Consider the following 21,221-nt stretch of genomic DNA (forward strand, 5'->3'; position numbering starts at 1 on the left):
CCTGGCCTGGCCGGTTCGTTCCTGCCTTCATAACATCAAGCCGGGGCGAGCGAGCGGTGCCAGCTCTTCGAACCCGGCGTCTGTCGTCGGAGTTCGCTCACTTATGCGAGTCATCCTTGCCCAGCCCCGCGGCTTTTGTGCGGGGGTTGTCCGCGCGATCGAGATCGTCGATCGCGCGCTGCAACAGCACGGCGCGCCGGTCTATGTGCGTCATGAGATCGTGCATAACCGGCACGTCGTCGAAAACCTGCGTAATAAAGGGGCTCGATTCGTCGAGGAGCTCGACGAGGTGCCGCACGGCGCCGTGGCGATCTTCAGCGCGCACGGGGTCGCCCAGACGGTCGAACGCGACGCGGAAACGCGCGGGCTCGACGTGCTGGACGCCACCTGCCCGCTCGTCACGAAAGTGCACGTGCAGGGCCGCCAGTACGTCGCGGCGGGCCGCCGGCTGATCCTGATCGGCCATGCGGGCCATCCGGAAGTCGAGGGCACGATCGGCCAGATCCCGGCCGAGGTGATCCTCGTGCAGAGCGAGGCCGAAGTCGATACGCTGACGCTGCCGGTCGACACGCCGGTCGCGTACGTCACGCAGACGACGCTGTCGGTCGACGACACGCGCGGCATCATCGAAGCGCTGCAGCGCCGGTTTACCGACATCGTCGGCCCGGACACGCGCGACATCTGCTACGCGACGCAAAACCGCCAGGCCGCCGTGCGCGAGCTGAGCGGCCAGGTCGACGTGCTGCTGGTCGTCGGTGCGACGAACAGCTCGAACTCGAACCGCCTGCGCGAGATCGGCACCGAAAGCGGTGTACCGAGCTATCTCGTCGCCGACGGCTCGGAAGTGAAGGCCGAATGGTTCGCGGGCGTGCAGACGGTCGGCCTGACCGCCGGCGCGTCGGCACCCGAGGAAATGGTCGAGGATGTAATCGGCGCGCTGCGCGCGCTGGGGCCCGTCGATGTCACGACGATGGCGGGCCGTGAGGAAAAAGTCGAATTCAAGTTGCCGGCGAAGCTTACGCAAGCTGTCGCCCGCGAAGTTTAAGGAGGACATCTCTTGTCTATTCCGCTGCTCCAGCAAGTCCGCGTCGGCGCATACATCATGCGCCAACACCTGTCCGGCAACAAACGCTATCCGCTCGCGCTGATGCTCGAGCCGCTGTTCCGCTGCAACCTCGCCTGCAACGGCTGCGGCAAGATCGATTATCCGGACCCGATCCTGAACCAGCGCCTGTCCGTCGAGGAATGCCTGGAAGCCGTCGACGAGTGCGGCGCGCCCATCGTGTCGATCGCCGGCGGCGAGCCGCTGCTCCACAAGGAGATGCCGGAGATCGTCAAGGGCATCATGAAGCGCAAGAAGTTCGTGTACCTGTGCACGAACGCGCTCCTGATGGAAAAGAAGATGGACGACTACGAGCCGAATCCGTACTTCGTCTGGTCGGTCCACCTCGACGGCGACAAGGAAATGCACGACCATTCCGTGTCGCAGGAAGGCGTATACGACAAGGCGGTCGCGGCCATCAAGGAAGCGAAGCGCCGCGGCTTCCGCGTGAACATCAACTGCACGCTGTTCAACGATGCGATCCCCGAGCGCGTCGCGAAGTTCTTCGATACGCTGGGGCCGATCGGCGTCGACGGCATCACCGTGTCGCCGGGCTATGCGTACGAGCGCGCGCCGGATCAGCAGCACTTCCTGAACCGCGACAAGACGAAGAACCTGTTCCGCGAAATCCTGAAGCGCGGCGAAGGCGGCAAGCGCTGGTCGTTCAGCCAGTCGTCGCTGTTCCTCGACTTCCTGGCCGGCAACCAGACGTACAAGTGCACGCCGTGGGGCAACCCGGCGCGTACCGTGTTCGGCTGGCAGAAGCCGTGCTATCTGGTCGGCGAAGGTTACGTGAAGACCTTCAAGGAACTGATGGAAGACACGAACTGGGACAACTACGGCGTCGGCAACTACGAGAAGTGCGCGGACTGCATGGTCCACTGCGGCTTCGAAGCCACCGCCGTGATGGACACGATCGCGCATCCGCTGAAGGCGTTCGCCGTGAGCCGGAAGGGCATCAAGACCGAAGGCGCGTTCGCGCCGGACATCTCGATCGCGAAGCAGCGTCCGGCCGAGTACGTGTTCTCGCGCCACGTCGAGATCAAGCTCGAGGAAATCCAGCGCGCCGGCAAGGGCAAGCTGCAGAAGCCGGCCAAGCCGGCAACGGCGGCTTAAGCGCGTGTCGCCATGCGGAGGTTCGCGCCTCCGCATCGGCCGGCATCGAAGAAGCGCCACGGAGTTCGCTCCGTGGCGCTTTTGTTTTGTCGGGCTTGGGTTGTGTCGGCGTTCGTGCGGGGAGCGGCGCGCATCCGCGCACACATGAGCAGGCGAACGCCGCTCGCCTAGTGTCTCGACTCCGCGGCCGCGATCAATTGCCATGCCGTCGGGCCGGGGTCGAGCAGCGGGTCGGACGGCGGATCGAGATCGTGCCGATGCTCGTCGTCGGACGGCAGCGTCTGCCGCTTCGCAATGCCGATCTCGTCGCCGCATACGGTGCATCGATAGATGCCCGCGATCGTCACTTCGCTGCCCGGCGGCAGGTTCTCGCTGAATGCGCGGCCGCTTCCGCACGTGAAGTAGCCGCCGATCCTGTATAGCGCCATCGCTCCTCCTGATCGAAACGGATGCGTTCACGCCGACACGTACGATCATCGCCCACGCGACGATGGATCGTCATCGACCGAACCCGTCCGGTTCCCGTCATGACATTAGACGGCGAGCGTCGGCGCCGGGGAATGGGACAGGTATGAAACATCGCGCGGCGCCGGTCGCGTCGACGATGCTCAATGCAGAACGGCCGGTTCCCGCATCTTCGCCGCGGCTTGCGCGACGAGGGCCGGCTGGTCGGCCGACGCGAACGCACTGACGTGACGCCACAGCTCGGCGAGCCGGTGCCGCGTGAGCGTCGCGACGCACGCATCGTTCGCGGCGAGGATGCGCTCGAGCACCGCGCATTCGTCGTCGTGCAGCGTCCATGCGCCGCTTTCCGCCGCGCGCGCGACGCTCGCATCGAGCATGCGCTCCGCATCGACGCACAGGTCGATGCTCGCGTCCGCCGATACCGCGTCGTCGAGCGCGAGGAACACCAGGTAGACGCTCGTGCGCAACCGCATCAGCAACGTTTCGCTGCCGTGCTCGCCACGCAGCGCGACGAGCGCCATGTGGCATTTCAGCGAGATGTCGCGCACATGCGCGGGCGGCAACGGCAGCAGCCATTCGCGCGTCAGCGGCGGATGGCGACGGCTTTTCCGGACGGCCTTCATGATCCGCTCTCGCTGGCGGCAACGTCGTCCGCGTCGAAGCGCGGCAACCCGGTGCGGCACGCGACTGCGCCGGGGCGCGCGGCGCGATGGCCGTTCGCGCGGCGCCGCGCGGCGTACGGATCGTCACGCCGCCGCGTCGCGCACGCGCGCGGCAGCCGGCGGATCGTCGACGCGCGCCACGCGTCGGCGAGTCGGTTCGCGCATGCCATGCTCGTCTCCCGCATCAGAACGTGTTCTCGCCTTTCAGGTAGTACGCGGTCTTCACGAAGAACGCCTTTACCGGATGGCCGCTCTGCGCGGCGCTGGCCGCACGCGCTTCCATCGCGGCCTTCTCGTCGCGCGAGCGGTCGGGCACCGGGTTCCGTACGCGTTCGAGCGCACGCTGCATCGCGAGCGGATAGTTCTGGTTGCCGGCCGTCGTCGCGCGATAGCCGGCGCGCGTCATCTGCATCAGTTGCGCGTCGGTTTCGGCACGCGCCGCGGACCAGGTCAACGGCGCGACGTTCGACTGCCGCTCGGTGTCGACGGACTGCGCGAAGCTCGCGGCGGGCAGCGCGGCAAGCGCGCCGGACAGCACTGCAAGGGAAACAACGGATCGCATCATGGCCTCCAGATGGTTGCGTCCGCATCGATCTTCGACGTCGATGCGGTGAAACCATCGTATGTCGCGCGGCCGCGCGCTTGAATAGCCGATTCCGCAATTGATATTTTCGGCACTGACGGCCGGCGCGTGACGCGCGCGACTCGCCAATGCCGCCCGAGTGGAATTTCTTTATTTCATTCAACGACCTGATCGCGTTTTTGCAGACGATTCGATGCAGTGCGCGAATCGCTTTTGCCATTTTCGAAATGACGTATTGCCGAAGCGATTTCGCTCGGAGCCCGCGCCGGCCGGGCTTGCGGCACGATGCCGCGCATGCCGGCCCGCGCGGGAAATACCTCAACGAACCCGCCGGTTTCTTTGACGCGCAACCATTCTTCACGCCGATTTATCGCTTCGCGACAAGACGTGTCCGACAAGGACGCGCGATAATTGCCCATCGCGCCGCAAGTGACGGCGCTCATGCCTTCCCTATTCCTCTCACGAGTCCCGTCATGGCTGATATCGATTCCACCGCGATCAACAGTTGGCACGCACACGTCTACTTCGACGCCGCCAGCCGCGACGCGGCCTGGGCGTTTCGCCTCGTCGTCGAAGAGCGGTTCGGCGCGATCATCGAGCTCGGCCGCTTTCACGAACGCCTCGTCGGCCCGCATCCGGCCTGGTCGTACCAGATCGCATTCGACGCCACGCGGTTCGACACCATCGTGCCGTGGCTCGTGCTGAATCACGGCGCGCTCGACATCTTCCTGCATCCGAATACCAACGACGAACTGCGCGACCATCGCGACAGCGCGGTGTGGATCGGCAAGTCGCATGAACTGAATCTCGGCGCGCTGGGGGGCTGACGCGAACGGCGGAACGCGGTTGCGGTTGCGGTTGCGGTTGCGGTTGCGCTCGGCGCACGCACCATCCACGTTTCGGCCTGCGGTGAAACGTCCGACAGCGTTGCATCAATACAGTGGTGCCGTTATCCACGCTTGCCGGAACGCACCATGACCCACGCCGACACCGATGCGCACCGCATCCATCGAGACTGGCACGCCGCCGTCGTCGCACGCGACCTCGATGCGCTGATGTCGCTGTACGCGGACGACGCGATCCTCGAAACGCCGCTGATCGTCGCCACGCTGCCCGATCACGGCTCGGGCGTGCTGCACGGCAAGCCCGCGATCGGCGCGTTCTTCGCGGCAGGGCTGCGCAATCCGGGCAACCGGCTCGGACGCTGGTACCGCACGGGCCTGTTCTTTTCGAACGGCAAGCAACTCACCTGGGAATATCCGCGCGAAACGCCGGACGGCGATCAGGTCGATCTCGTCGAGGTGATGGATCTGCGCGACGGGCTGATCGCGCATCATCGCGTCTACTGGGGGTGGGTCGGGTTCAACACGCTGCGCAACGTCGCGCCAGCGGCCGGTCGCACCTGACGCCGACGACCACGAAGAACGCACGGCGCGCCTGCTCCGGCTGACACGGCCGCAGCCGCATGCGGCTGCGCCTTCGTCTGCGTCCCGCGTCGCTCACGCCACATACATCGCGACACTGACGAACTGGCACAGGCTGCCGGCCAGCACGAAAAGGTGCCAGATACCGTGCCCGTGGCGGATGCGTTCGTCGTTGATGAAGAAGTAGATCCCGGCGCTGTAGATGACGCCGCCGGCCACGAGCCATGCGGTACCCACCGGCGGCAACGCATGGATCAGCGGGCGGATCGCGACGAGCGCGAGCCAGCCCATCAGCACGTACAGGATCATCGACACGATGCGCGTGCGCCGTCCGAGCGTGAGCTCCTGCACGATCCCGAACGCGGCGAGCCCCCAGCTCACGCCGAACAGCGACCAGCCCCACGGGCCGCGCAGCGTGACGAGCGTGAACGGCGTGTAGCTGCCCGCGATCAGCAGATAGATCGCCGAATGGTCACACTTCTGCAGGATCGCCTTGAGCCGCGGGTTGCGCACGCTGTGATACGCGGTCGAGATCCCGTACAACAGGATCAGCATCGCGCCGTACACGCTGAAGCTCACGATCTTGTAAGGATCGCGGTCGAGCGCACCCATCGTCACCAGCGCGACCAGCCCTGCCACCGACAATACCGCGCCGACGAGATGGGAAATGCTGTTGAAACGCTCACCGACATGCACGACGGGTTCTCCTGCGCGGATTCATCGGAAAAAAGTAGAGCCCTATGATACCGGCGGCCGGATCAAGCCGCGCTGAAGCGGGCCAACCGCCGCAACCACGACAGGCAGCAAACATGCCCGCCCCGGCCCGCCAAATAAAAAGCGCCGCGAATGCCTTCGCGGCGCTTCCTGGTCCGTCACCGGACTGCCCTTGGTGGTGCCCTTACCGGCCGGCTTTGCCGGCCCGCTTCAGCAACACTTCCCTGCCCCCGACCCGTACCGCGCATTCTGACGCTCGCGGAAGAATTCCTCATACGTCATCGGCTCGCGGTCCGGATGGGTGTCGCGCATGTGCGCGACGTAGGTGTCGTAGTCGGGCAGGCCGACCATCAGCCGCAACGCCTGCCCGAGGTAACGCCCCGCGCTGCGCAGGTCGCTGCCCAGATCGCTGAACATCGCGGCCTCCCTTTAACGTCCGCTGCCAAGCGCCTGCGCGGCCGGCATCGCTTCGTACGGCGTCTCGCGCACGGTCGGCTTCGACTCGCGGCGCGCGCGCAGCACGGCGAGCAGCCCGTACCCCGCGATCGCCACGACGACGAAGATGAACAGGCCGGCCAGCGCCGCATCGATGTAGTCGTTGAAGATGATCCGCTGCATCTGCGCGATCGACTTCGCCGGCGCGAGCACCTTGCCTTCGTCCACCGCGGCCTGCAGCTTCGCCGCGTGCGCGAGGAAGCTGACCTTCGGGTTCGCATCGAAGATCTTCTGCCAGCCGGCCGTCAGCGTGCAGATCAACAGCCATGCGGTCGGCACGATCGTCACCCACGCGTAGCGCTCGCGCTTCATCTTGAACAGCACGACGGTGCCGAGCACCAGCGCGATCGCGGCGAGCATCTGGTTCGAGATGCCGAACAGCGGCCACAGCGTGTTGATGCCGCCGAGCGGATCGACCACGCCCTGGTACAGGAAGTAGCCCCACGCGGCCACGCACAGCGCGGTGGCGACCAGGTTCGCGGGCAGCGACTCGGTGCGCTTGAGCGCCGGGTGGAACGTGCCGAGCAGGTCCTGCAGCATGAAGCGGCCCGCGCGCGTGCCGGCGTCGACCGCCGTCAGGATGAACAGCGCCTCGAACAGGATCGCGAAGTGATACCAGAACGCCATCATCGCTTCGCCGCCGATCACCTGGTGCAGGATGTGCGCCATGCCGACGGCCAGCGTCGGCGCGCCGCCCGCACGCGCGATGATCGTCGTTTCGCCGACGGCCTTCGCGGTCTGCGTCAGCATGTCGGGCGTCAGCACGAAGCCCCATTGCGTGACCGTGTTCGCGACGGCTTCCGGCGTGGAGCCGAGCACGGCGGCCGGCGCGTTCATCGCGAAGTAGATGCCCGGCTCGATCACGCACGCGGCGACCAGCGCCATGATCGCGACGAACGATTCCATCAGCATCGCGCCGTAACCGATGAAGCGTGCGTTGGTTTCGTTGTCGATCAGCTTCGGCGTCGTGCCCGACGAGATCAGCGCGTGGAAGCCCGACACCGCGCCGCACGCGATCGTGATGAACAGGAACGGGAACAGGTTGCCCGACCATACCGGGCCCGTGCCGTCGACGAACTTCGTCAACGCGGGCATCTTCAGTTCCGGCGCGACGACCAGGATGCCGATCGCAAGGCCGAGGATCGTGCCGATCTTCAGGAACGTCGACAGGTAGTCGCGCGGCGCGAGCAGCAGCCACACCGGCAGCACCGATGCGACGAAACCGTAGCCGATCAGGATCCACGTGAGCTGCGTGCCGCTGAACGTGAACCAGGCGGCGAGCGCCGGCGAATCGTGCACGGTCTGGCCGAACGCGATCGACGCCATCAGCAGCACGAAGCCGATGATCGACACTTCGCCGATGCGGCCCGGACGGATGTAGCGCGTGTAGACGCCCATGAACAGCGCGATCGGAATCGTCGCGGCGACGGTGAACGTGCCCCACGGCGAATTCGTCAGCGCCTTCACGACGATCAGCGCGAGCACCGCGAGGATGATCACCATGATCAGGAACGCGCCGAACAGCGCGATCACGCCGGGCACCGTGCCGAGCTCCATCTTGACGAGGTCGCCAAGCGAGCGGCCGTCGCGGCGCGTCGAGATGAACAGCACGATGAAGTCCTGCACCGCGCCGGCGAACACGACGCCGGCCAGGATCCACAGCATGCCGGGCGTGTAGCCCATCTGCGCGGCGAGCACGGGGCCGACGAGCGGCCCGGCGCCGGCGATCGCGGCGAAGTGATGGCCGAACAGCACGTACTTGTTGGTCGGTACGTAGTCGAGGCCGTCGTTGTGCCGGACGGCCGGCGTCATCCGCAGCCCGTCGAGCTGCATGACCTTGCTGGCGATGAAACGGCTGTAGAAGCGATATGCGATCAGATATACGCAGACTGCGGCGATCACGATCCACAGCGCGCTGACGCGTTCGCCGTGCGCGAGTGCGATCGTCCCGAACGCGAATGCGCCGAGCAGCGCGACGGCGATCCATAGCAGGGTACTGGAAGCCCGATTCATGGCGTCTCCTGGTCTCCAATGTGGTTTTGAGTGGATCCGGCCAGGCGCCGAACCCGCGTGACGTCGATGCGTCGTGCCGCGTCTCGTGGATGCCGCGGCGATGGGCCGTAGTATTCCGCGCGACAGGGGCAGCTTACAAGCGCACAACTACGTATGCGGGGCTACGTAGAATTACGTAGACCGAGCGCGGGCGCGCACTGCGCCCGTAATGGATCGGCGCGCGACGCGACGTGGCGCGGCCCGGCGCGCGGCCGGCCGGGCATGGCAGGTCGCGCGCCGGGCCGCGTGGATCAGTGCTTGTCGTCGGCCTTCTTCGGCTTCGGCGGCGACGGCACCTTCGCGTACTGGAATGCCGGCGTGGCCTTCAGCGCGTCCTTCGTCGCGCCCGGCAGGTAGATGTTGCCGTTGCGCACGTCGAGCGACGCGATCGGCACCGCGACGTCATGCGCGGCCACGCCGAGGAAGCCGCCCGCCGACACGATCGCCGCCGACACCGAGCCGTCCGGCGCGACGATCAGGTCGCGCACCGTGCCGACTTTCTGGTTCGCGTCGTTGTACACGGCCTTGCCGAGCACGCTCTTCTTCACGCTCCAGCCTTCGAGCAGCGCCTGCGATTGCTCGACGGTCACGCTGAGCGGCTGCGCGCCGGCGATCTGCGCGTGCGCGCTGACGCTCGATGCGAGGACGGTTGCCGCGATGAGGGTCTTGTAGAACTTCATGTATTGCACTCCGGTTCGGTTGTTGTTGATTCCGGGAGCGAAGCGACGCGGGCGCAACGGCTGATCGGTGAGCGCCCCGCGCTTCGTCGGTCGCGTGGCGGCCAGCCGCGCCGCCACTGCGTGTGTGCATGACGGACCGGCGTGGCCGGACCGCAGCGTGCAACACGGCTTCATGGTAGCGGCATTCGCCGGATCGTGCGTTCGGAGTGCGACGTGACAGGCGGGGCGACACGGATGAAGATCAATGTCCGTGCGGACAGGATGTGCGCGCCGCGGCATGTCGATCGGGAGAACGTCGGAGACGGGCATCCGGTCGTCACCGGCGCACGGACCGTGCGGCGGACGTCCCCGGCCCCGCCACGCAGTCACACCGCCTCACGCGTTGCGCGAATACACCCTGCGATGCCGCACCGCCTCCGCCAGCACGTCGAGCACCGGCTCCGTCTGCGTCCAGCTCAGGCACGCATCGGTGATCGACACGCCGTACTGCAGCGGCACGCCCGGCTTCAGATCCTGGCGCCCGGCCTCGAGATGGCTCTCGACCATCACGCCGACGATCCGGTGCTCGCCCTGCGACAGCTGCCGCGCGAGATCCTGCGCGACCTCGATCTGCCGCTCGTGCGACTTGTTGGAATTCGCATGCGAGCAATCGACCATCACCTGCTCGCGCAACCCGCTCTTGCGCAGCACCGCGCAGCTCGCCTCGACGTGTTCGGCGTCGTAGTTCGGCCCGTTCTTGCCGCCGCGCAGGATCACGTGCGCGTCGTCGTTGCCGCGCGTCTCGAAGATCGCGGCCATGCCCATCTTCGTCATCCCCATGAACGCATGGCTCGCGCGCGCGGCGACGATCGCGTCGGATGCGACCTGCACGCCGCCGTCGGTGCCGTTCTTGAAACCGATCGGACAGCTCAGCCCCGATGCCAGCTGACGATGGCTCTGGCTCTCGGTCGTGCGCGCCCCGATCGCGCCCCACGCGATCAGGTCCGCGATGTACTGCGGGCTCAGCAGGTCGAGGAATTCGGTCGACGCAGGCAGGCCGAGCGCGTTGATGTCGAGCAGCAGTTGCCGCGCCGCGCGCAGCCCTTCGTTGATGCGGAAGCTGCCGTCGAGGCGCGGATCGTTGATGTAGCCCTTCCAGCCGACCGTCGTGCGCGGCTTCTCGAAGTACACGCGCATCGTGATCAGCAGGTCGTCCTTCAGCGCATCGGCGGCGGCCTTCAGGCGGCGGGCGTACTCGAGCGCCTGGTCGTGATCGTGGATCGAGCACGGGCCGACGACGAGCAGCAGCCGGTCGTCGCGGCCGTGCAGGATGTCGCCGATCGCGCGGCGCGTGTCCTCGACGAGCGTCTGCGTGGCGGCCGGCACCGGCAGTTCGTCCTGCAGCAGCGCCGGCGAGATCAGCGGACGCACGGCGCCGATGCGGACGTCGTCGATACGCGTGGTGTCCTGCGTCGCGTCGGCACTGCCTACCTCGCGATCATGGGAAGGATTGTCGAGGTTCTGCATGGTGATTCTCCGGGGGACGTCTGGAATGAGGTGCAGGCTCGATTATGGCACTCGCGCAAGGCGGCAGCGAGGCGCGGCGGGGGCATGCGATCTGCGTCAAGAGGCCGGGCGAAAGAACGGCGATCCGCAACGGATCGCCCGGGCATTCGGCGCGTTGCGCCGATGCCGCGCGTTTCGGGCGCGCGCCTGCCGACGTTTCCGGGCCTGTCGACAGGGCTTCATGGAACGGGCTTCATGCAAGCGCCGCCGGTCGCCAGCCGCAACGCGACCCGGGGCGCCGGCCGTTCGGCCGAGTGGTCGCGTGTGGCCGACGTACCGTACGATCATCGCTGTCCGCTGCCGATGACGCCTCGCCTTCTGCGCAGGCGGCACGACGCACCACCTGTCTGTGATTGATCGTACGCAACATGACCCGACACGCCACGATGACCGTATCCGAACTGCTCAGCGCCATCCGCCAGCCCTACGCCGACCTGCTCGCACAAGCGGCAGCGCAACCGGCGGCCGTCGTCGAACCGGCCTACCGGAAAGCCGACGGCACGCTGGCCACCGAAGGCCCGCTCGCACTGCCGTGCCGCGCCGACATCGTTCACACCGAAGGCGAATCGGCCGGCCAGCCGGCAATGGTCGACTCGACCACGCAACTGGACTTCGAACCGTTCGCGTTCGAACTCGAAACGGCGGCGGTGTCGATCCGGCCGTTCGTGTGGGACTGGGCGACGATCGAAGCCGACGGCATCGGCGAGGCCGCGGCCACCGACGCGTTCAGGACATGGTTCTTCGCGTGGTTCGACGCCGACGACGTAGGCGAGCCGGCCGAGGACGGCCTGCACGGCATCGTTCACTATCTGTCGGAACCGGCGGGCACGGAGCAAGGATGGCGCGTCAATGCGGACCTGGGCTCGGCGCCGGGCGCGGCCGTCGAGGATCTGCTGTTCCGGCTCGTCGACGCAGGTGCCACGCGAATCAGCATCGGCTGAATCGCTTCTCCATCCACGACTCAAATGCGCGCCGGTGTCGAGTTGGCTCGGGCGGGCAATCAGCCGGCGTCGCCCGGGGTATCGACGTCGATCCCGAGTTCGGTCGCCATCCGCTGCACGAGTGCGTTCAGCCGCGCCACTTCATCCGCAAGCCGCTTCTGCTCGGCCTTGAGCGCCTCGAACTCCGACGGCGGAACGGAATCCGCGCCGCCGCCCGCGTCCGCACCGGCGTAGTCGGCGACGTTCACCTCGCCGCACATCAGGTGCATCCAGCGGTTCTCGCGCGCACCGGGCGCGCGCGGCAGCCGGACGACGAGCGGCTGCGCACGCGCCGCGAGTTCGTCGAGGAACGCCTCGACCGACGAGATGTCCGCGAAGCCGTGCAGGCGTGCGCTGTTCAGGCGCAGTTCGGCGGCCGTCTGCGGGCCGCGCAGCAGCAGGATCGTCAGCAGCGCGATCGCCTGGCTCGGAATCCCGAGCACGCGGTTCACATTGTGCTCGAAACGCGGCACGCGGCTGCTGCTGCCCTCCATCACGAGGCTCAGGTGCTTGAGCCCGTCGAGCGCGGTCGTGACTTCGTCCTCGCTGACGTTCATCACCGGCGAGCGCGCGGTTTTCTGGTTGCAGCCCGCGGTCAGCGCATTCAGCGACAACGGATAGGTGTCCGGCACCGTGTGCTGCTTCTCGACGAGCACCCCGAGAATGCGGGCCTCGAGGGGCGTGAGTTCGCGCAGGGCGCGTGGCGTGGGCATGTCCGGCGTGGTGTTCATGGATGGCGTCGCAGCGTGCAGCGGGTGAAGGGAAACGGTCGCGGCCCGTCCGGCGTCGCGAACGGGCGAGCCATATGATAGCTCGCGACGTGAGGCCCGGCGCCACTCGCCGCCGCGGCGCGCGCACTTGCCGCGGCCGGTTTTCGTCCAACGGTTCGGCCGTGCGGCGGCGCACGGCGACGCCTGCGTTCGGCCGCACGAACGCATGCTCCGCGCTCACGCGCGGCGTCGTCCCGCGTTTGCGCGTCGCGCAGGCCGGCGCTACGATATGCGTACACCCGGACGCGCGGCGCTCGGCCGGATTCGTCCGCCAGGTCAATACCGCGCATCGCCCGTCCCGCACGCCGTGCCGCCCCGCCTGCGCGCCGCGCCTGTCAACACGCTTCAACCGTTCACTCGTTCACTCGTTCACCGCCATGATCGCCTCCTCTCTCGCGCCGCACGTGCGCGCCATCGTCACCGGACACACGCGCGGCCTCGGCGCGGCGCTTGCCGAACAATTGCTGCAGGAAGGCATCGCCGTGCTCGGCGTATCGCGCAGCGGTCATCCGTCGCTCGCCGCGCAGGCCGGCGACCGTTTCGCCGAAATCGAACTCGACCTGTCGGACACGTCGGCCGTCGCAACCTGGCTCGCCGGCGACACGCTGCGCCGCTTCGTCGACGGCGCGTCGATCGTGCTGCTCTTCAACAACGCGGGCATCGTCGATCCGATCGGGCCGCTCGACGCACAGGATCCGGCGCTCGTCGCGCGCGCGGTCGGCCTGAACGTCGCGGCGCCGCTGATGCTGTCGGCCGCGCTCGTGCAGGCGGCAGCGGCGCCGACCGAATGCCGGATCCTGCACGTGTCGAGCGGCGCCGCGCGCAACGCGTACGCGGGCTGGAGCGTCTACTGCGCGACCAAGGCCGCGCTCGATCATCACGCGCGCGCCGTCGCGCTCGATGCGAACCGCGCGCTGCGAATCTGCAGCGTCGCGCCGGGCGTCGTCGATACGGGCATGCAGGCGACGATCCGCTCGACCAGCGAAGCGAACTTCCCGATGCGCGAGAAATTCGACGAACTGAAGTCGAGCGGCGCGCTATCGACACCCGAGGCTGCCGCGCGGCAGCTGATCGGCTATGCGCTGAGCGATGCGTTCGGATCCGTGCCGACGGCCGACGTTCGCGAACTGCCCGCGCCCTGATCCGGGATAGAATTTCGCGATTGCCCTTCCCCAAGGATCCCCGATGGTCACGAAGACCACCGCACCGTTCCAGCAGATCAAGACACTCGTTCGCCAGAACGTCGATGCGGGCGACTGGCGCCCGGGGGACCGCATTCCGTCCGAACTCGATCTCGCCGCGCAATTCGGCGTCGCGCGCATGACGGTCAACCGCGCGCTGCGCGAGCTGACCGAGGAAGGCGTGCTGAAGCGCATCGCGGGCGTCGGCACCTTCGTCGCCGAGGTGAAGCCGCAGTCGAACCTGCTGATGATCGCGCACATCCGCGACGAGATCCGCGCGCGCGGCCACGAGTACCGCTGCCGCGTGCTCAGCCAGTCGCGCGAGCCCGCGTCGTTCGACGTCGCGGCCGCGTTCGGGCTGGCGGTCAACACGCCGGTGTTTCACGTGGTGTGCGTGCACGAGGAAAACGGCCGCCCGATCCAGCTCGAGGATCGCTACGTGAACCCGGCCGCCGCGCCCGAATTCATCGATCAGGATTTCCAGGCCGAGCCACCGTCCGAATACCTGTTCAACAACGTGTCGCACTACGAACTGGAGATCGAGCACGTGGTCGACGCGTCGCTGCCGTCCGGTGAACAGGCGCGGCTGCTCGACATGCGCGCCGACGAGCCGTGCCTCACGCTCACGCGCCGCACCTGGACGAACGGGCTGCCCGTCACGTTCGTGCACTTCCTGCATCCGGGCAACCGCTACCGGCTCGGCTCGCGCTTCAAGCCGGGCGCCGGACGTCACCAGACCTGAACCTTCCTCAGCGCGGGTAAGAGACCACGCGCGGCGCGCGCATGGCGTCGCTGAAGGTCGCTTGCCGTCGCTTGCCGTCGCTTGCCGTCGCTTGCCGTCGCTCGATGTCGCTCGATGTCGCTCGATGTCGCTCGATGTCGCTCGATGTCGCTCGATGTCGCGCGACGTAGTCGATCCGCGCCGCTCAGATCGCCCCGACCTGCCCCGCGCCGCGCGACCACACGACCGGAAACAGCGCATGCTCGAGCGGCGCGCCGTCGGGCAGTTCGTCGGCCAGTCCCGGGAAATCGGGCGACGTCTTCCAGCGGCGCGGCGCATGACGGATATCGTCGCCGACGAAGCGGATCGAGAACGCGCGCCGGCGGTTCTGCGTCCCGCCCGACGCATGCAGCGTCAGCATCCGGAAGCACACCATGTCGCCCGGCTCGAGCGCCCAGTGACGGATCGGGAACGCCGCGCGGTCGGCTTCGATGTCGGGCAGGTCGGCGAGGCTGCCTTCCGGGAACCACTTCGCCTCCTTGTCCATGAACGTGCGCGGCATCAGCCATGGCCCCTGGTGCGAACCCGCGACGAATTCGAGCGTCGATTCGAGCGGCACCGGATCGACCGGAATCCACATGCTGACGTTGTCGTCGCCTTCGATGTTGTAGTACGGCTGGTCCTGGTGCCACGGCGTGCGCTGCCGCGTGCCAGGCTCCTTCACGAGCAGGTGGTCGTGATGCAGCCGCACCGTCTGCGTGCCCATCAGCGCCGCGGCCACCGACGGCGCGGGCGACCGCACGATGAAGTCGCGATACGCGTCGTTGTGCTGCCAGTTGCAGAAGTCCTCGAAGAACCAGCCCGGATCGTCGGGCCGGCTCGCGACCTTCGCGCGCGCGCTCGGCTGCGCGAGGTTCGCGTCGATGCCGGCACGCAGCGCGGCCACTTCGTCGGGCGAGAAGATGCCCTTGATGCATACCGCGCCTTCGTCGCGGAAGGCGGCGATCAGTTCGGGCGTCACGGCTTTCGCGACGCGTTCCTGGATACTCGTCATGGGTTGCCTGTCGATTGATTGAGCCACGGGGTCATGGAATTGCAGGGTCACGGGTTCACGGCGCGGAAGTCAGCTGCTGCTTGGCGCCGTAGATGTCGAAGTCGAAATATTTCGCGGCGATCTTCTGGTACGTGCCGTTCGCGCGGATCGCGACGATCGCGTCGTTCAGCCGCTTCTTCATCTCGGCGTCGCCTTTGCGCACGCCCATCGCGACGCCGTAGCCGGTGATGCGCACGTCGGTCACGTCGGGCCCCGCGAATGCATAACCCTTGCCGCGCGGCGTCTTCAGGAACGAATAGCCGGCTTGCGTCTTGTCCTGAAAGGTCGCGTCGAGGCGGCCGTTCACGAGATCCTGATACACCTGGTCCTGGTTCTGGTACGACACGATCGTCACGCCCTTGGTCGCCCATTCGGCCTTCGCGTAGGCCTCCTGCGTCGTGCCCTGGTCGATCCCGACGCGCTTGCCCGCAAGCGACGCCGCGGTCGGCAGCAGCTTCGAGCCGGCCGGTGCGACGAGCGCGCCCGGCGACGCATACAGCTTGTTCGAAAAGTCGATCTGCTTGAGCCGCTCGTCGGTGGCCGTCATCGCGGACATGATCACGTCGAACTTGCGCGCGCGCAGCGCCGGAATCATCCCGTCGAAACCCTGCTCGACCCACACGCATTTCGCGCGCAGCTGCTCGCAGATCGCATTGCGCAGGTCGATGTCGAAGCCGGCGAGCGAGCCGTCGGGCTGCTTCGCCTCGAACGGCGGATAAGTGGGATCGATGCCCCAGCGGATCGTCGCCGTGTCCTGCGCGAACGAGACGAGCGGCGCGAACGCCAGCGCGGAAGCGAGAAGCCTTGCAGTGCGGTTCATGGTGTGTCCTTTTGGTCTCGACGTGGCGGGGGAAGGCGCCGGGCGTCCGTTGGGGAGCGTCGTGCCGGCTGGCCCGGCGCGGTACGCGAAAGACGGGGACTTCGATGAAGCTGCGATGCAGTCTAGACCGCTTGATTTTCGAGCGCAAGCGGAAGGAATGGATGTGGGGCGGATTGAGGGAGTCGGGGAAATTAAATCGGGGCAAGGAGCGGGATAGATGAGCAAAAAATGGACATTTACACGATTTTCTCCATATTTTGAGCGTTTACCCGGGGTGATGCTTGACTGCCACAGAACGAGTTTTCACGGATTTCCGTCGAGCGAGTATGTCTATACAGCGCGACCGATCGCCGTCTCTCGCAACATTTTCTTCGCTTGAATAGACCATCCATCCTATACCGCACCCGCGTCCATGCGTGACAATGCATACCATCGAGATGTAAGATATAACTTACATTTTCGTGCGGTGAACCTGCGTCGGGAGGTGAACATGCAACTCTATGAAATCGGTCAGGCCGTTGCCAAACGGCGGGCGGAACTCGATCTCACACAGGCCCAGCTTGCAAAACTCGCCGGATTGTCTCGTCTCACGGTGAACCAGCTCGAAACCGGCAAGGTCAAGGATCTTGGAATCAACAAGCTCATCCCGTTGCTCAGCGTGCTCGGCATCGAACTCCTGGCGCAGCCGCGATCGGCCCAAAGCGGCCTCTACAAGGCCGTCGTGAGCTCGAACGTCAGCTATAAGGGTGAATTGACCGAGCGACTGCTGGCGGACGCGCTGACCACGGGACAAATTCCGGCAGGGTACGAATCGCAGATCTCCGTCATCCTCGACGAGGTACCGTTGCCGGTGGTGGTGAAGGCCGCCGAAGAAGCGGCCGCACGCTCCGGCACGCCGCTTCGCGCCATCTGGAAAAACCTGGCCGCATGGTCGAAGGACCTTCATCTGTACCGGGAGGTATGGGCATGACTGCACCGGCCGAATTGCCCGACGGCCCGTGGCAGGGGCTTTTCCGCAAAACGCTGACGCTAATCGACGAGATACGCCAGTACGGCACGGCACATCCGTTCTGGACATTTGGCGGCGGCACCGTCCCATGCTGCGTCACGGACATCGTGTCAGCAAGGACATCGATATCTTCGTACCCGACCCGCAGTACCTCGGGTACGTGAACCCACGCATCAGCGACGCCGCATCCGACATCACGACCGAGTACGAGGAACACGCCGGTTTCGTGAAACTGGTGTTGCCCGACGGTGAAATCGACTTCGTGGTCTCCCGAAACCTGATGTCTCCCGGTTACGACAAATGGATGCTGATGGACCACATCGTCAAGGTCGAGACTTCAGCGGAAATCGTGGCCAAGAAAATGTGGCATCGCGGAGATCGTCCCACCGCGCGAGACCTGTTCGATCTCTGCCTGGTCATCGAGCGGGAGCCGGAGAGCCTGATGGAGGCAAGCGCATTTCTCGTTCGCCATCGAGATACCTTCCTGCATCTGCTCGACGAACGTCGCACGTTCGTTCAGTCTCGCTTCAACGATATCTCGACACTCGGTTACACGCCGTCGTTCGACTACTGCGTGAATCTGGCCGGCGAGTTCCTCCGCCAGCTTCCCGACACCGGCACCGCGCGCAAATCGCATCCCCGCTGACGCCACTGCCCTTTCGCTGCCCCCGAAATCCGCTCGATCTTCGTATACCTCGGCTGCGCGCATGCCACAGCGGTGTCTCGCCGTTCGAATCGGCCAGGTTCACGTCCGCCTTCGCATCCACCAGCAACTGCACGATCCGCACATGGCGCTCGCCGCCGTCGCCGAGCGCAATCGCTTCCAGCAGCGCGGCCGCGCCGAGCCGGTTCACGTGATCGACCTTCACGCCCGTGTCGATCAACGTGCGCACCGTGTCGCCGTGGCCACGCTCGGCCGCCCCTCGAGCGCGCCACCGTCGGCGGCGGCACTCGTGAGCTTCATCAACACAAACGCGCCGACGATCGCCATCCGTTTGAAAAACCCCCGGTGCCTCCTTGCAAGTCCGCCCGCACAGCCGCGCCGGGTCCGGCGAAACCGCGATTGCCCGCGGTCTCGGGCCATGTTAAAAGTCGTCGCACGCATTTGAAAATGAAATGCTCGAATCCGCAAAAGTGCAGAAATGAATAGACCTTTGTTCGACCTCGACCTGTTGCGCGCGCTCGTGATGGTCGCCGACTGCGGCAGCTTCACGACCGCGTCCGCGCGCCTGCATTCGACGCAGTCGACGGTCAGCCAGAAGGTGCGGCGGCTGGAGGAGATCGCCGGGCATCGCCTGCTCGACCGCGGCACGCGCGACGTGCGGCCGACCGACGCCGGCGTGACGGTGCTCAGCTACGCGCGGCGCATGATCGCGCTGAACGACGAGATGCTGGAAGCGCTGTCGGGCGCGACCGTCGCACTGACGATCCGGCTCGGCGTGCCCGACGACTTCGCGGCGGGCCGCACGACCCACGCGCTCGCCGCGTTCAAGCGCGATCATCCGCAGGTGAAGCTCGAGGTGACGTGCGGGCTGAGCCGCGACATCTGCGCGGCCTACGATCGCGGCGAACTCGATCTCGTGCTGATCAAGCAGCGGCGCGACAGCCGCGAGGCGGTGGTGCGCTGGCCGGAGAAACTGCGCTGGATCGACAGCGCGCAGCATCCGACGATCGACCTCGACCCGGTGCCGATCGTCGTGTTCCCGCCGCGCGGGCTTTATCGCGACGACATGATCAAGGCGATCGAGGAACGCGGCCGCCGCTGGCGGATCAGTTTCACGACGTCGAGCCTGAGCGGGATCCAGGCAGCCGTCGCGGACGGGCTCGGCATCAGCGTGCTGCCCGCGCGCGTGGTGACCGACGACCACGTCGTACTGACCGACGCGCACGGCGGCTTCGCGCCGATCGAGCACATGGACATCGCGATCCTGCATCGGCCGACCGCCGATCCGATGGTCAGCGAACTGACGAAGGCGCTCGCGGCGATGCTGGAGCACGAGCAGGAATGAGCGCAGCGATGCGGGCGGGCATCGACCGGGCGGCGGCGGATGTCGAGAAAACCGACCGTCAGAACATCGTGTTCCCGTTCGCCGCCTGCTCCGGCACCGGCTGGTTCACGTCCCAGTGTTCGACGATCTTGCCGTGTTCGAGCCGGAAGATGTCCACGATCGCGCTGCCGCGCGTGCCGGGTTCGCGCACCGCGTGCACGTGCAGGATCACGTAGTCGCCGTCGACGAACGAGCGCTTGATCTCGCTGTGCGACTGCGGATACTTGTCGCGCAGGAACGCGACGAACTTGCGGAAACCGTCGCGGCCGTCGGCCGCGTTCGGGTTGTGCTGCACGTACCGGTCGCCGACGTACGCGAGGGCGGCATCCGCATCCTTCTCGTTCAGGCCTTTCTCGTAGAACGCGAGCACCGTGCGGCGATTCGCCTCCTGCTGCGCGCCGTCCGCGCCCGCCGCCATCGCCTGCGCGGCCGCCGTCGCGAACGTCGCCGCGGCGATCCATCCTGCGGCCCGTGCGGCCATCGTGCGTGTGCGTCGCATCGTCGTCTCCCGGAAGATCAGGCTGAAGGAAGCCCGATCATAACCGGCACGATGCGGCGCCCGGTTCAGACCAGCGCGCCGTCGCGCGCGACGATCTTCCCCGACGACACGACGAGCCGCCGCGTCGGCCGCGCGACGACGGCCTCGGCGAACGTCAGCGCATCGACCAGCACGACGTCCGCGCGCTTGCCTGCTTCCAGGCCATAGTCGGCGAAGCCGCAACCGCGTGCCGCGCCGTGCGTCACGCAGTCGAGCGCGACTTCGAGCGCGTCGTCGCGGCGGAAATCGTTGCGCATGCCGATCAGCATCGCGCGTTCGAGCATGTCGGGCGAGCCGTACGGCGTCCACGTGTCGCGCACGCCGTCGTTGCCGCCGATCACGGTCACGCCGGCCGCGCGGCACGCAACGACCGACGGCACCGGCACCGCGGCCGGCGCGGTCGTGACGATCGCGACGCCGAGTTCGGCCATCCGCGCGAGCAGCGCGTCGCGCTCGCGCTCGGCGATGTCGCCGAGGCAGAAGCCGTGGCTGATCGTGACCTTGCCCTGCATGCCGAGCGCAGCCGTGCGCTGCAGGATCAGATCGAGCGAATACGCGCCCATCGATCCGCGTTCGTGCAGATGCAGGTCGAGGCCGCGGCCATGACGCTCGGCGATCCCGAACAGCACGTCGACCGCCTCGACCGGATCGCCTTCGATCGCGCACGGGTCGAGGCCGCCGAGCAGGTCGGCGCCCGCGCCGAGCGCGTCGGACAGCAGCGCGGCCGTGCCGGGCCGCTTGAGCACGCCCGACTGCGGAAACGCGACGATCTGGATCTCCACCTGGCCGCGCAGCGTCTCGCGCGTCGCGAGCACGCCGTGCAGATGGCGCAACCCGGCTTCGGTGTCGACGTCGACGTGCGTGCGGATGCGCGTCGTGCCGGCCGCGAGGAACGCGCGCGACAGCGCGAGCGACGCGGCGCCCGCGTCATGGCCGCTCGTCGCGCGGTAATTGCGCTCGTTCTCGATGCGGTCGACGAGACGCGGCCCCACCGCGTTGCGATACCACGGCATCCCCCAGTGGGTCTTGTCGAGATGCGTGTGGCCTTCGACGAGGCCGGGCAGCGCGAGCGCGCCCGCGCCGTCCTCGATCGCGCAGCCGGCGGGCGCGTCGAGCGACGGGCCGACGCGCGCGATGCGCTCGCCGTCGATCAGGATGTCGAGCGCTTCGTCGGCGTGCGTGCGGACGTTGCGGATCAGCAGGTTCGTCATGTCGGTTCCGGT

At 66.9% G+C, this 21,221-nt stretch carries 27 protein-coding genes; 11 read left to right on the forward strand and 16 right to left on the reverse strand.

Going from position 1 to position 21,221, the window contains the following annotated elements; genetic code table 11:
* The first annotated feature begins 103 nt into the window (after positions 1–103).
* On the forward strand, positions 104–1,045 hold the full coding sequence (gene ispH, locus DIE16_RS07255; RefSeq protein WP_044844980.1) for a 4-hydroxy-3-methylbut-2-enyl diphosphate reductase: 942 nt from the start codon (positions 104–106) through the stop codon (positions 1,043–1,045).
* Positions 1,046–1,057: 12 nt separating this feature from the next.
* Complete coding sequence (gene hpnH, locus DIE16_RS07260) at positions 1,058–2,218, forward strand: adenosyl-hopene transferase HpnH (protein ID WP_124520106.1); 1,161 nt, start codon at positions 1,058–1,060, stop codon at positions 2,216–2,218.
* A gap of 167 nt (positions 2,219–2,385) precedes the next feature.
* On the opposite strand, the gene DIE16_RS07265 is transcribed toward hpnH, so the two are convergent.
* The 5 genes from DIE16_RS07265 to DIE16_RS07285 form a co-directional block, all read right to left on the reverse strand.
* The gene (locus DIE16_RS07265) at positions 2,386–2,646 is read right to left on the reverse strand and encodes a hypothetical protein (RefSeq protein ID WP_124486042.1); all 261 of its coding nucleotides are present in this window, start codon (positions 2,644–2,646) and stop codon (positions 2,386–2,388) included.
* 180 nt (positions 2,647–2,826) lie between these two features.
* Positions 2,827–3,306: a hypothetical protein gene (locus DIE16_RS07270; RefSeq protein WP_124520107.1), complete on the reverse strand. Its 480-nt coding sequence runs from the start codon at positions 3,304–3,306 to the stop codon at positions 2,827–2,829.
* Positions 3,303–3,515 carry a hypothetical protein gene (locus DIE16_RS07275; RefSeq protein ID WP_124486040.1) on the reverse strand — a complete coding sequence of 71 codons (213 nt, stop codon included), beginning with the start codon at positions 3,513–3,515 and terminating at the stop codon, positions 3,303–3,305. Before DIE16_RS07275 ends, DIE16_RS07270 begins: the two co-directional genes overlap by 4 nt.
* 14 nt (positions 3,516–3,529) lie before the next feature.
* Entirely contained in the window at positions 3,530–3,907 is a 378-nt protein-coding gene (locus tag DIE16_RS07280) for a hypothetical protein (RefSeq protein ID WP_124486039.1), read from the reverse strand.
* A gap of 176 nt (positions 3,908–4,083) precedes the next feature.
* Positions 4,084–4,371: a hypothetical protein gene (locus tag DIE16_RS07285; RefSeq protein WP_124486038.1), complete on the reverse strand. Its 288-nt coding sequence runs from the start codon at positions 4,369–4,371 to the stop codon at positions 4,084–4,086.
* Between the two features lie 30 nt (positions 4,372–4,401).
* Here DIE16_RS07285 and DIE16_RS07290 point away from each other — a divergent pair, with 30 nt between their 5' ends.
* On the forward strand, positions 4,402–4,755 hold the full coding sequence (locus DIE16_RS07290; RefSeq protein WP_044844975.1) for a DOPA 4,5-dioxygenase family protein: 354 nt from the start codon (positions 4,402–4,404) through the stop codon (positions 4,753–4,755).
* Positions 4,756–4,902: 147 nt separating this feature from the next.
* A complete protein-coding gene (locus DIE16_RS07295) occupies positions 4,903–5,334 on the forward strand; it encodes a nuclear transport factor 2 family protein (protein WP_124486037.1) in 432 nt (143 codons plus the stop codon).
* Between the two features lie 93 nt (positions 5,335–5,427).
* Here DIE16_RS07295 and trhA read toward each other — a convergent pair whose 3' ends face one another.
* From trhA to DIE16_RS07325, 5 genes are all read right to left on the reverse strand, one after another.
* Entirely contained in the window at positions 5,428–6,048 is a 621-nt protein-coding gene (trhA, locus tag DIE16_RS07300) for a PAQR family membrane homeostasis protein TrhA (RefSeq protein ID WP_044844973.1), read from the reverse strand.
* A gap of 228 nt (positions 6,049–6,276) precedes the next feature.
* Complete coding sequence (locus tag DIE16_RS07305) at positions 6,277–6,483, reverse strand: YbdD/YjiX family protein (protein WP_006766647.1); 207 nt, start codon at positions 6,481–6,483, stop codon at positions 6,277–6,279.
* 12 nt (positions 6,484–6,495) lie between these two features.
* Positions 6,496–8,574 (reverse strand): carbon starvation CstA family protein, encoded by a 2,079-nt coding sequence (locus DIE16_RS07310; protein ID WP_124520108.1) that lies wholly within the window; start codon positions 8,572–8,574, stop codon positions 6,496–6,498.
* 290 nt (positions 8,575–8,864) lie between these two features.
* Positions 8,865–9,293, reverse strand: a complete 429-nt coding sequence (locus tag DIE16_RS07315; protein WP_124520109.1) for a PRC-barrel domain-containing protein — start codon at positions 9,291–9,293, stop codon at positions 8,865–8,867.
* A gap of 375 nt (positions 9,294–9,668) precedes the next feature.
* Entirely contained in the window at positions 9,669–10,799 is a 1,131-nt protein-coding gene (locus tag DIE16_RS07325) for a 3-deoxy-7-phosphoheptulonate synthase (protein ID WP_014900794.1), read from the reverse strand.
* Positions 10,800–11,224: 425 nt separating this feature from the next.
* Here DIE16_RS07325 and DIE16_RS07330 point away from each other — a divergent pair, with 425 nt between their 5' ends.
* Positions 11,225–11,779, forward strand: coding sequence for a hypothetical protein (locus DIE16_RS07330; protein ID WP_124520110.1), 555 nt, complete (start codon positions 11,225–11,227; stop codon positions 11,777–11,779).
* 59 nt (positions 11,780–11,838) lie between these two features.
* Here the strand turns inward: DIE16_RS07330 and DIE16_RS07335 are convergent, their stop codons facing one another.
* Positions 11,839–12,549: a YceH family protein gene (locus DIE16_RS07335; RefSeq protein WP_044844969.1), complete on the reverse strand. Its 711-nt coding sequence runs from the start codon at positions 12,547–12,549 to the stop codon at positions 11,839–11,841.
* 416 nt (positions 12,550–12,965) lie between these two features.
* On the opposite strand from DIE16_RS07335, the gene DIE16_RS07340 reads away from it, so the two are divergent.
* Positions 12,966–13,730: an SDR family oxidoreductase gene (locus tag DIE16_RS07340; RefSeq protein ID WP_124520112.1), complete on the forward strand. Its 765-nt coding sequence runs from the start codon at positions 12,966–12,968 to the stop codon at positions 13,728–13,730.
* A 43-nt stretch (positions 13,731–13,773) separates the two neighbouring features.
* Positions 13,774–14,511, forward strand: coding sequence for a histidine utilization repressor (gene hutC / locus DIE16_RS07345; protein ID WP_044844967.1), 738 nt, complete (start codon positions 13,774–13,776; stop codon positions 14,509–14,511).
* A 184-nt stretch (positions 14,512–14,695) separates the two neighbouring features.
* On the opposite strand, the gene DIE16_RS07350 is transcribed toward hutC, so the two are convergent.
* Positions 14,696–15,544 carry a phytanoyl-CoA dioxygenase family protein gene (locus tag DIE16_RS07350; protein ID WP_044844966.1) on the reverse strand — a complete coding sequence of 283 codons (849 nt, stop codon included), beginning with the start codon at positions 15,542–15,544 and terminating at the stop codon, positions 14,696–14,698.
* A gap of 55 nt (positions 15,545–15,599) precedes the next feature.
* Complete coding sequence (locus DIE16_RS07355; RefSeq protein WP_124486032.1) at positions 15,600–16,403, reverse strand: ABC transporter substrate-binding protein; 804 nt, start codon at positions 16,401–16,403, stop codon at positions 15,600–15,602.
* Positions 16,404–16,893: 490 nt separating this feature from the next.
* Here DIE16_RS07355 and DIE16_RS07360 point away from each other — a divergent pair, with 490 nt between their 5' ends.
* Both DIE16_RS07360 and DIE16_RS07365 read left to right on the forward strand, forming a co-directional pair.
* Entirely contained in the window at positions 16,894–17,373 is a 480-nt protein-coding gene (locus DIE16_RS07360; protein WP_124486031.1) for a helix-turn-helix domain-containing protein, read from the forward strand.
* A 127-nt stretch (positions 17,374–17,500) separates the two neighbouring features.
* A complete protein-coding gene (locus DIE16_RS07365) occupies positions 17,501–18,058 on the forward strand; it encodes a nucleotidyl transferase AbiEii/AbiGii toxin family protein (protein ID WP_260426214.1) in 558 nt (185 codons plus the stop codon).
* Here the strand turns inward: DIE16_RS07365 and DIE16_RS37515 are convergent.
* Positions 17,940–18,305 carry a hypothetical protein gene (locus DIE16_RS37515; RefSeq protein WP_409362334.1) on the reverse strand — a complete coding sequence of 122 codons (366 nt, stop codon included), beginning with the start codon at positions 18,303–18,305 and terminating at the stop codon, positions 17,940–17,942. The two genes, DIE16_RS07365 and DIE16_RS37515, sit on opposite strands and share 119 nt — an antisense overlap.
* Here DIE16_RS37515 and DIE16_RS37425 point away from each other — a divergent pair.
* Both DIE16_RS37425 and DIE16_RS07375 read left to right on the forward strand, forming a co-directional pair.
* Positions 18,201–18,521 (forward strand): hypothetical protein, encoded by a 321-nt coding sequence (locus tag DIE16_RS37425; RefSeq protein WP_185500305.1) that lies wholly within the window; start codon positions 18,201–18,203, stop codon positions 18,519–18,521. The two genes, DIE16_RS37515 and DIE16_RS37425, sit on opposite strands and share 105 nt — an antisense overlap.
* Positions 18,522–18,554: 33 nt before the next feature.
* Positions 18,555–19,421, forward strand: a complete 867-nt coding sequence (locus DIE16_RS07375; protein ID WP_124486029.1) for a LysR family transcriptional regulator — start codon at positions 18,555–18,557, stop codon at positions 19,419–19,421.
* Positions 19,422–19,479: 58 nt separating this feature from the next.
* Here DIE16_RS07375 and DIE16_RS07380 read toward each other — a convergent pair whose 3' ends face one another.
* Positions 19,480–19,959: a nuclear transport factor 2 family protein gene (locus DIE16_RS07380; RefSeq protein WP_124486028.1), complete on the reverse strand. Its 480-nt coding sequence runs from the start codon at positions 19,957–19,959 to the stop codon at positions 19,480–19,482.
* 65 nt (positions 19,960–20,024) lie between these two features.
* Positions 20,025–21,209, reverse strand: a complete 1,185-nt coding sequence (locus DIE16_RS07385; protein ID WP_124520114.1) for an amidohydrolase family protein — start codon at positions 21,207–21,209, stop codon at positions 20,025–20,027.
* Positions 21,210–21,221: the final 12 nt, after the last annotated feature.

The organism is Burkholderia sp. Bp9090 (genome assembly GCF_003857985.1).
In the GTDB taxonomy this organism is placed as follows: domain Bacteria; phylum Pseudomonadota; class Gammaproteobacteria; order Burkholderiales; family Burkholderiaceae; genus Burkholderia.

What these genes read in the sequence shown, in the direction of transcription:
- ispH (WP_044844980.1), top strand. Translation starts at nt 104, where the DNA reads ATGCGAGTCATCCTTGCCCAGCCCCGCGGCTTTTGTGCGGGGGTTGTC.
- DIE16_RS07265 (WP_124486042.1), bottom strand. Translation starts at nt 2,646, where the DNA reads ATGGCGCTATACAGGATCGGCGGCTACTTCACGTGCGGAAGCGGCCGC.
- DIE16_RS07270 (WP_124520107.1), bottom strand. Translation starts at nt 3,306, where the DNA reads ATGAAGGCCGTCCGGAAAAGCCGTCGCCATCCGCCGCTGACGCGCGAA.
- DIE16_RS07275 (WP_124486040.1), bottom strand. Translation starts at nt 3,515, where the DNA reads ATGGCATGCGCGAACCGACTCGCCGACGCGTGGCGCGCGTCGACGATC.
- DIE16_RS07280 (WP_124486039.1), bottom strand. Translation starts at nt 3,907, where the DNA reads ATGCGATCCGTTGTTTCCCTTGCAGTGCTGTCCGGCGCGCTTGCCGCG.
- DIE16_RS07285 (WP_124486038.1), bottom strand. Translation starts at nt 4,371, where the DNA reads ATGAGCGCCGTCACTTGCGGCGCGATGGGCAATTATCGCGCGTCCTTG.
- DIE16_RS07290 (WP_044844975.1), top strand. Translation starts at nt 4,402, where the DNA reads ATGGCTGATATCGATTCCACCGCGATCAACAGTTGGCACGCACACGTC.
- DIE16_RS07295 (WP_124486037.1), top strand. Translation starts at nt 4,903, where the DNA reads ATGACCCACGCCGACACCGATGCGCACCGCATCCATCGAGACTGGCAC.
- DIE16_RS07305 (WP_006766647.1), bottom strand. Translation starts at nt 6,483, where the DNA reads ATGTTCAGCGATCTGGGCAGCGACCTGCGCAGCGCGGGGCGTTACCTC.
- DIE16_RS07310 (WP_124520108.1), bottom strand. Translation starts at nt 8,574, where the DNA reads ATGAATCGGGCTTCCAGTACCCTGCTATGGATCGCCGTCGCGCTGCTC.
- DIE16_RS07315 (WP_124520109.1), bottom strand. Translation starts at nt 9,293, where the DNA reads ATGAAGTTCTACAAGACCCTCATCGCGGCAACCGTCCTCGCATCGAGC.
- DIE16_RS07325 (WP_014900794.1), bottom strand. Translation starts at nt 10,799, where the DNA reads ATGCAGAACCTCGACAATCCTTCCCATGATCGCGAGGTAGGCAGTGCC.
- DIE16_RS07330 (WP_124520110.1), top strand. Translation starts at nt 11,225, where the DNA reads ATGACCGTATCCGAACTGCTCAGCGCCATCCGCCAGCCCTACGCCGAC.
- DIE16_RS07335 (WP_044844969.1), bottom strand. Translation starts at nt 12,549, where the DNA reads ATGAACACCACGCCGGACATGCCCACGCCACGCGCCCTGCGCGAACTC.
- DIE16_RS07340 (WP_124520112.1), top strand. Translation starts at nt 12,966, where the DNA reads ATGATCGCCTCCTCTCTCGCGCCGCACGTGCGCGCCATCGTCACCGGA.
- hutC (WP_044844967.1), top strand. Translation starts at nt 13,774, where the DNA reads ATGGTCACGAAGACCACCGCACCGTTCCAGCAGATCAAGACACTCGTT.
- DIE16_RS07350 (WP_044844966.1), bottom strand. Translation starts at nt 15,544, where the DNA reads ATGACGAGTATCCAGGAACGCGTCGCGAAAGCCGTGACGCCCGAACTG.
- DIE16_RS07355 (WP_124486032.1), bottom strand. Translation starts at nt 16,403, where the DNA reads ATGAACCGCACTGCAAGGCTTCTCGCTTCCGCGCTGGCGTTCGCGCCG.
- DIE16_RS07360 (WP_124486031.1), top strand. Translation starts at nt 16,894, where the DNA reads ATGCAACTCTATGAAATCGGTCAGGCCGTTGCCAAACGGCGGGCGGAA.
- DIE16_RS07365 (WP_260426214.1), top strand. Translation starts at nt 17,501, where the DNA reads ATGCTGCGTCACGGACATCGTGTCAGCAAGGACATCGATATCTTCGTA.
- DIE16_RS37425 (WP_185500305.1), top strand. Translation starts at nt 18,201, where the DNA reads ATGGCGCTCGCCGCCGTCGCCGAGCGCAATCGCTTCCAGCAGCGCGGC.
- DIE16_RS07375 (WP_124486029.1), top strand. Translation starts at nt 18,555, where the DNA reads ATGAATAGACCTTTGTTCGACCTCGACCTGTTGCGCGCGCTCGTGATG.
- DIE16_RS07380 (WP_124486028.1), bottom strand. Translation starts at nt 19,959, where the DNA reads ATGCGACGCACACGCACGATGGCCGCACGGGCCGCAGGATGGATCGCC.
- DIE16_RS07385 (WP_124520114.1), bottom strand. Translation starts at nt 21,209, where the DNA reads ATGACGAACCTGCTGATCCGCAACGTCCGCACGCACGCCGACGAAGCG.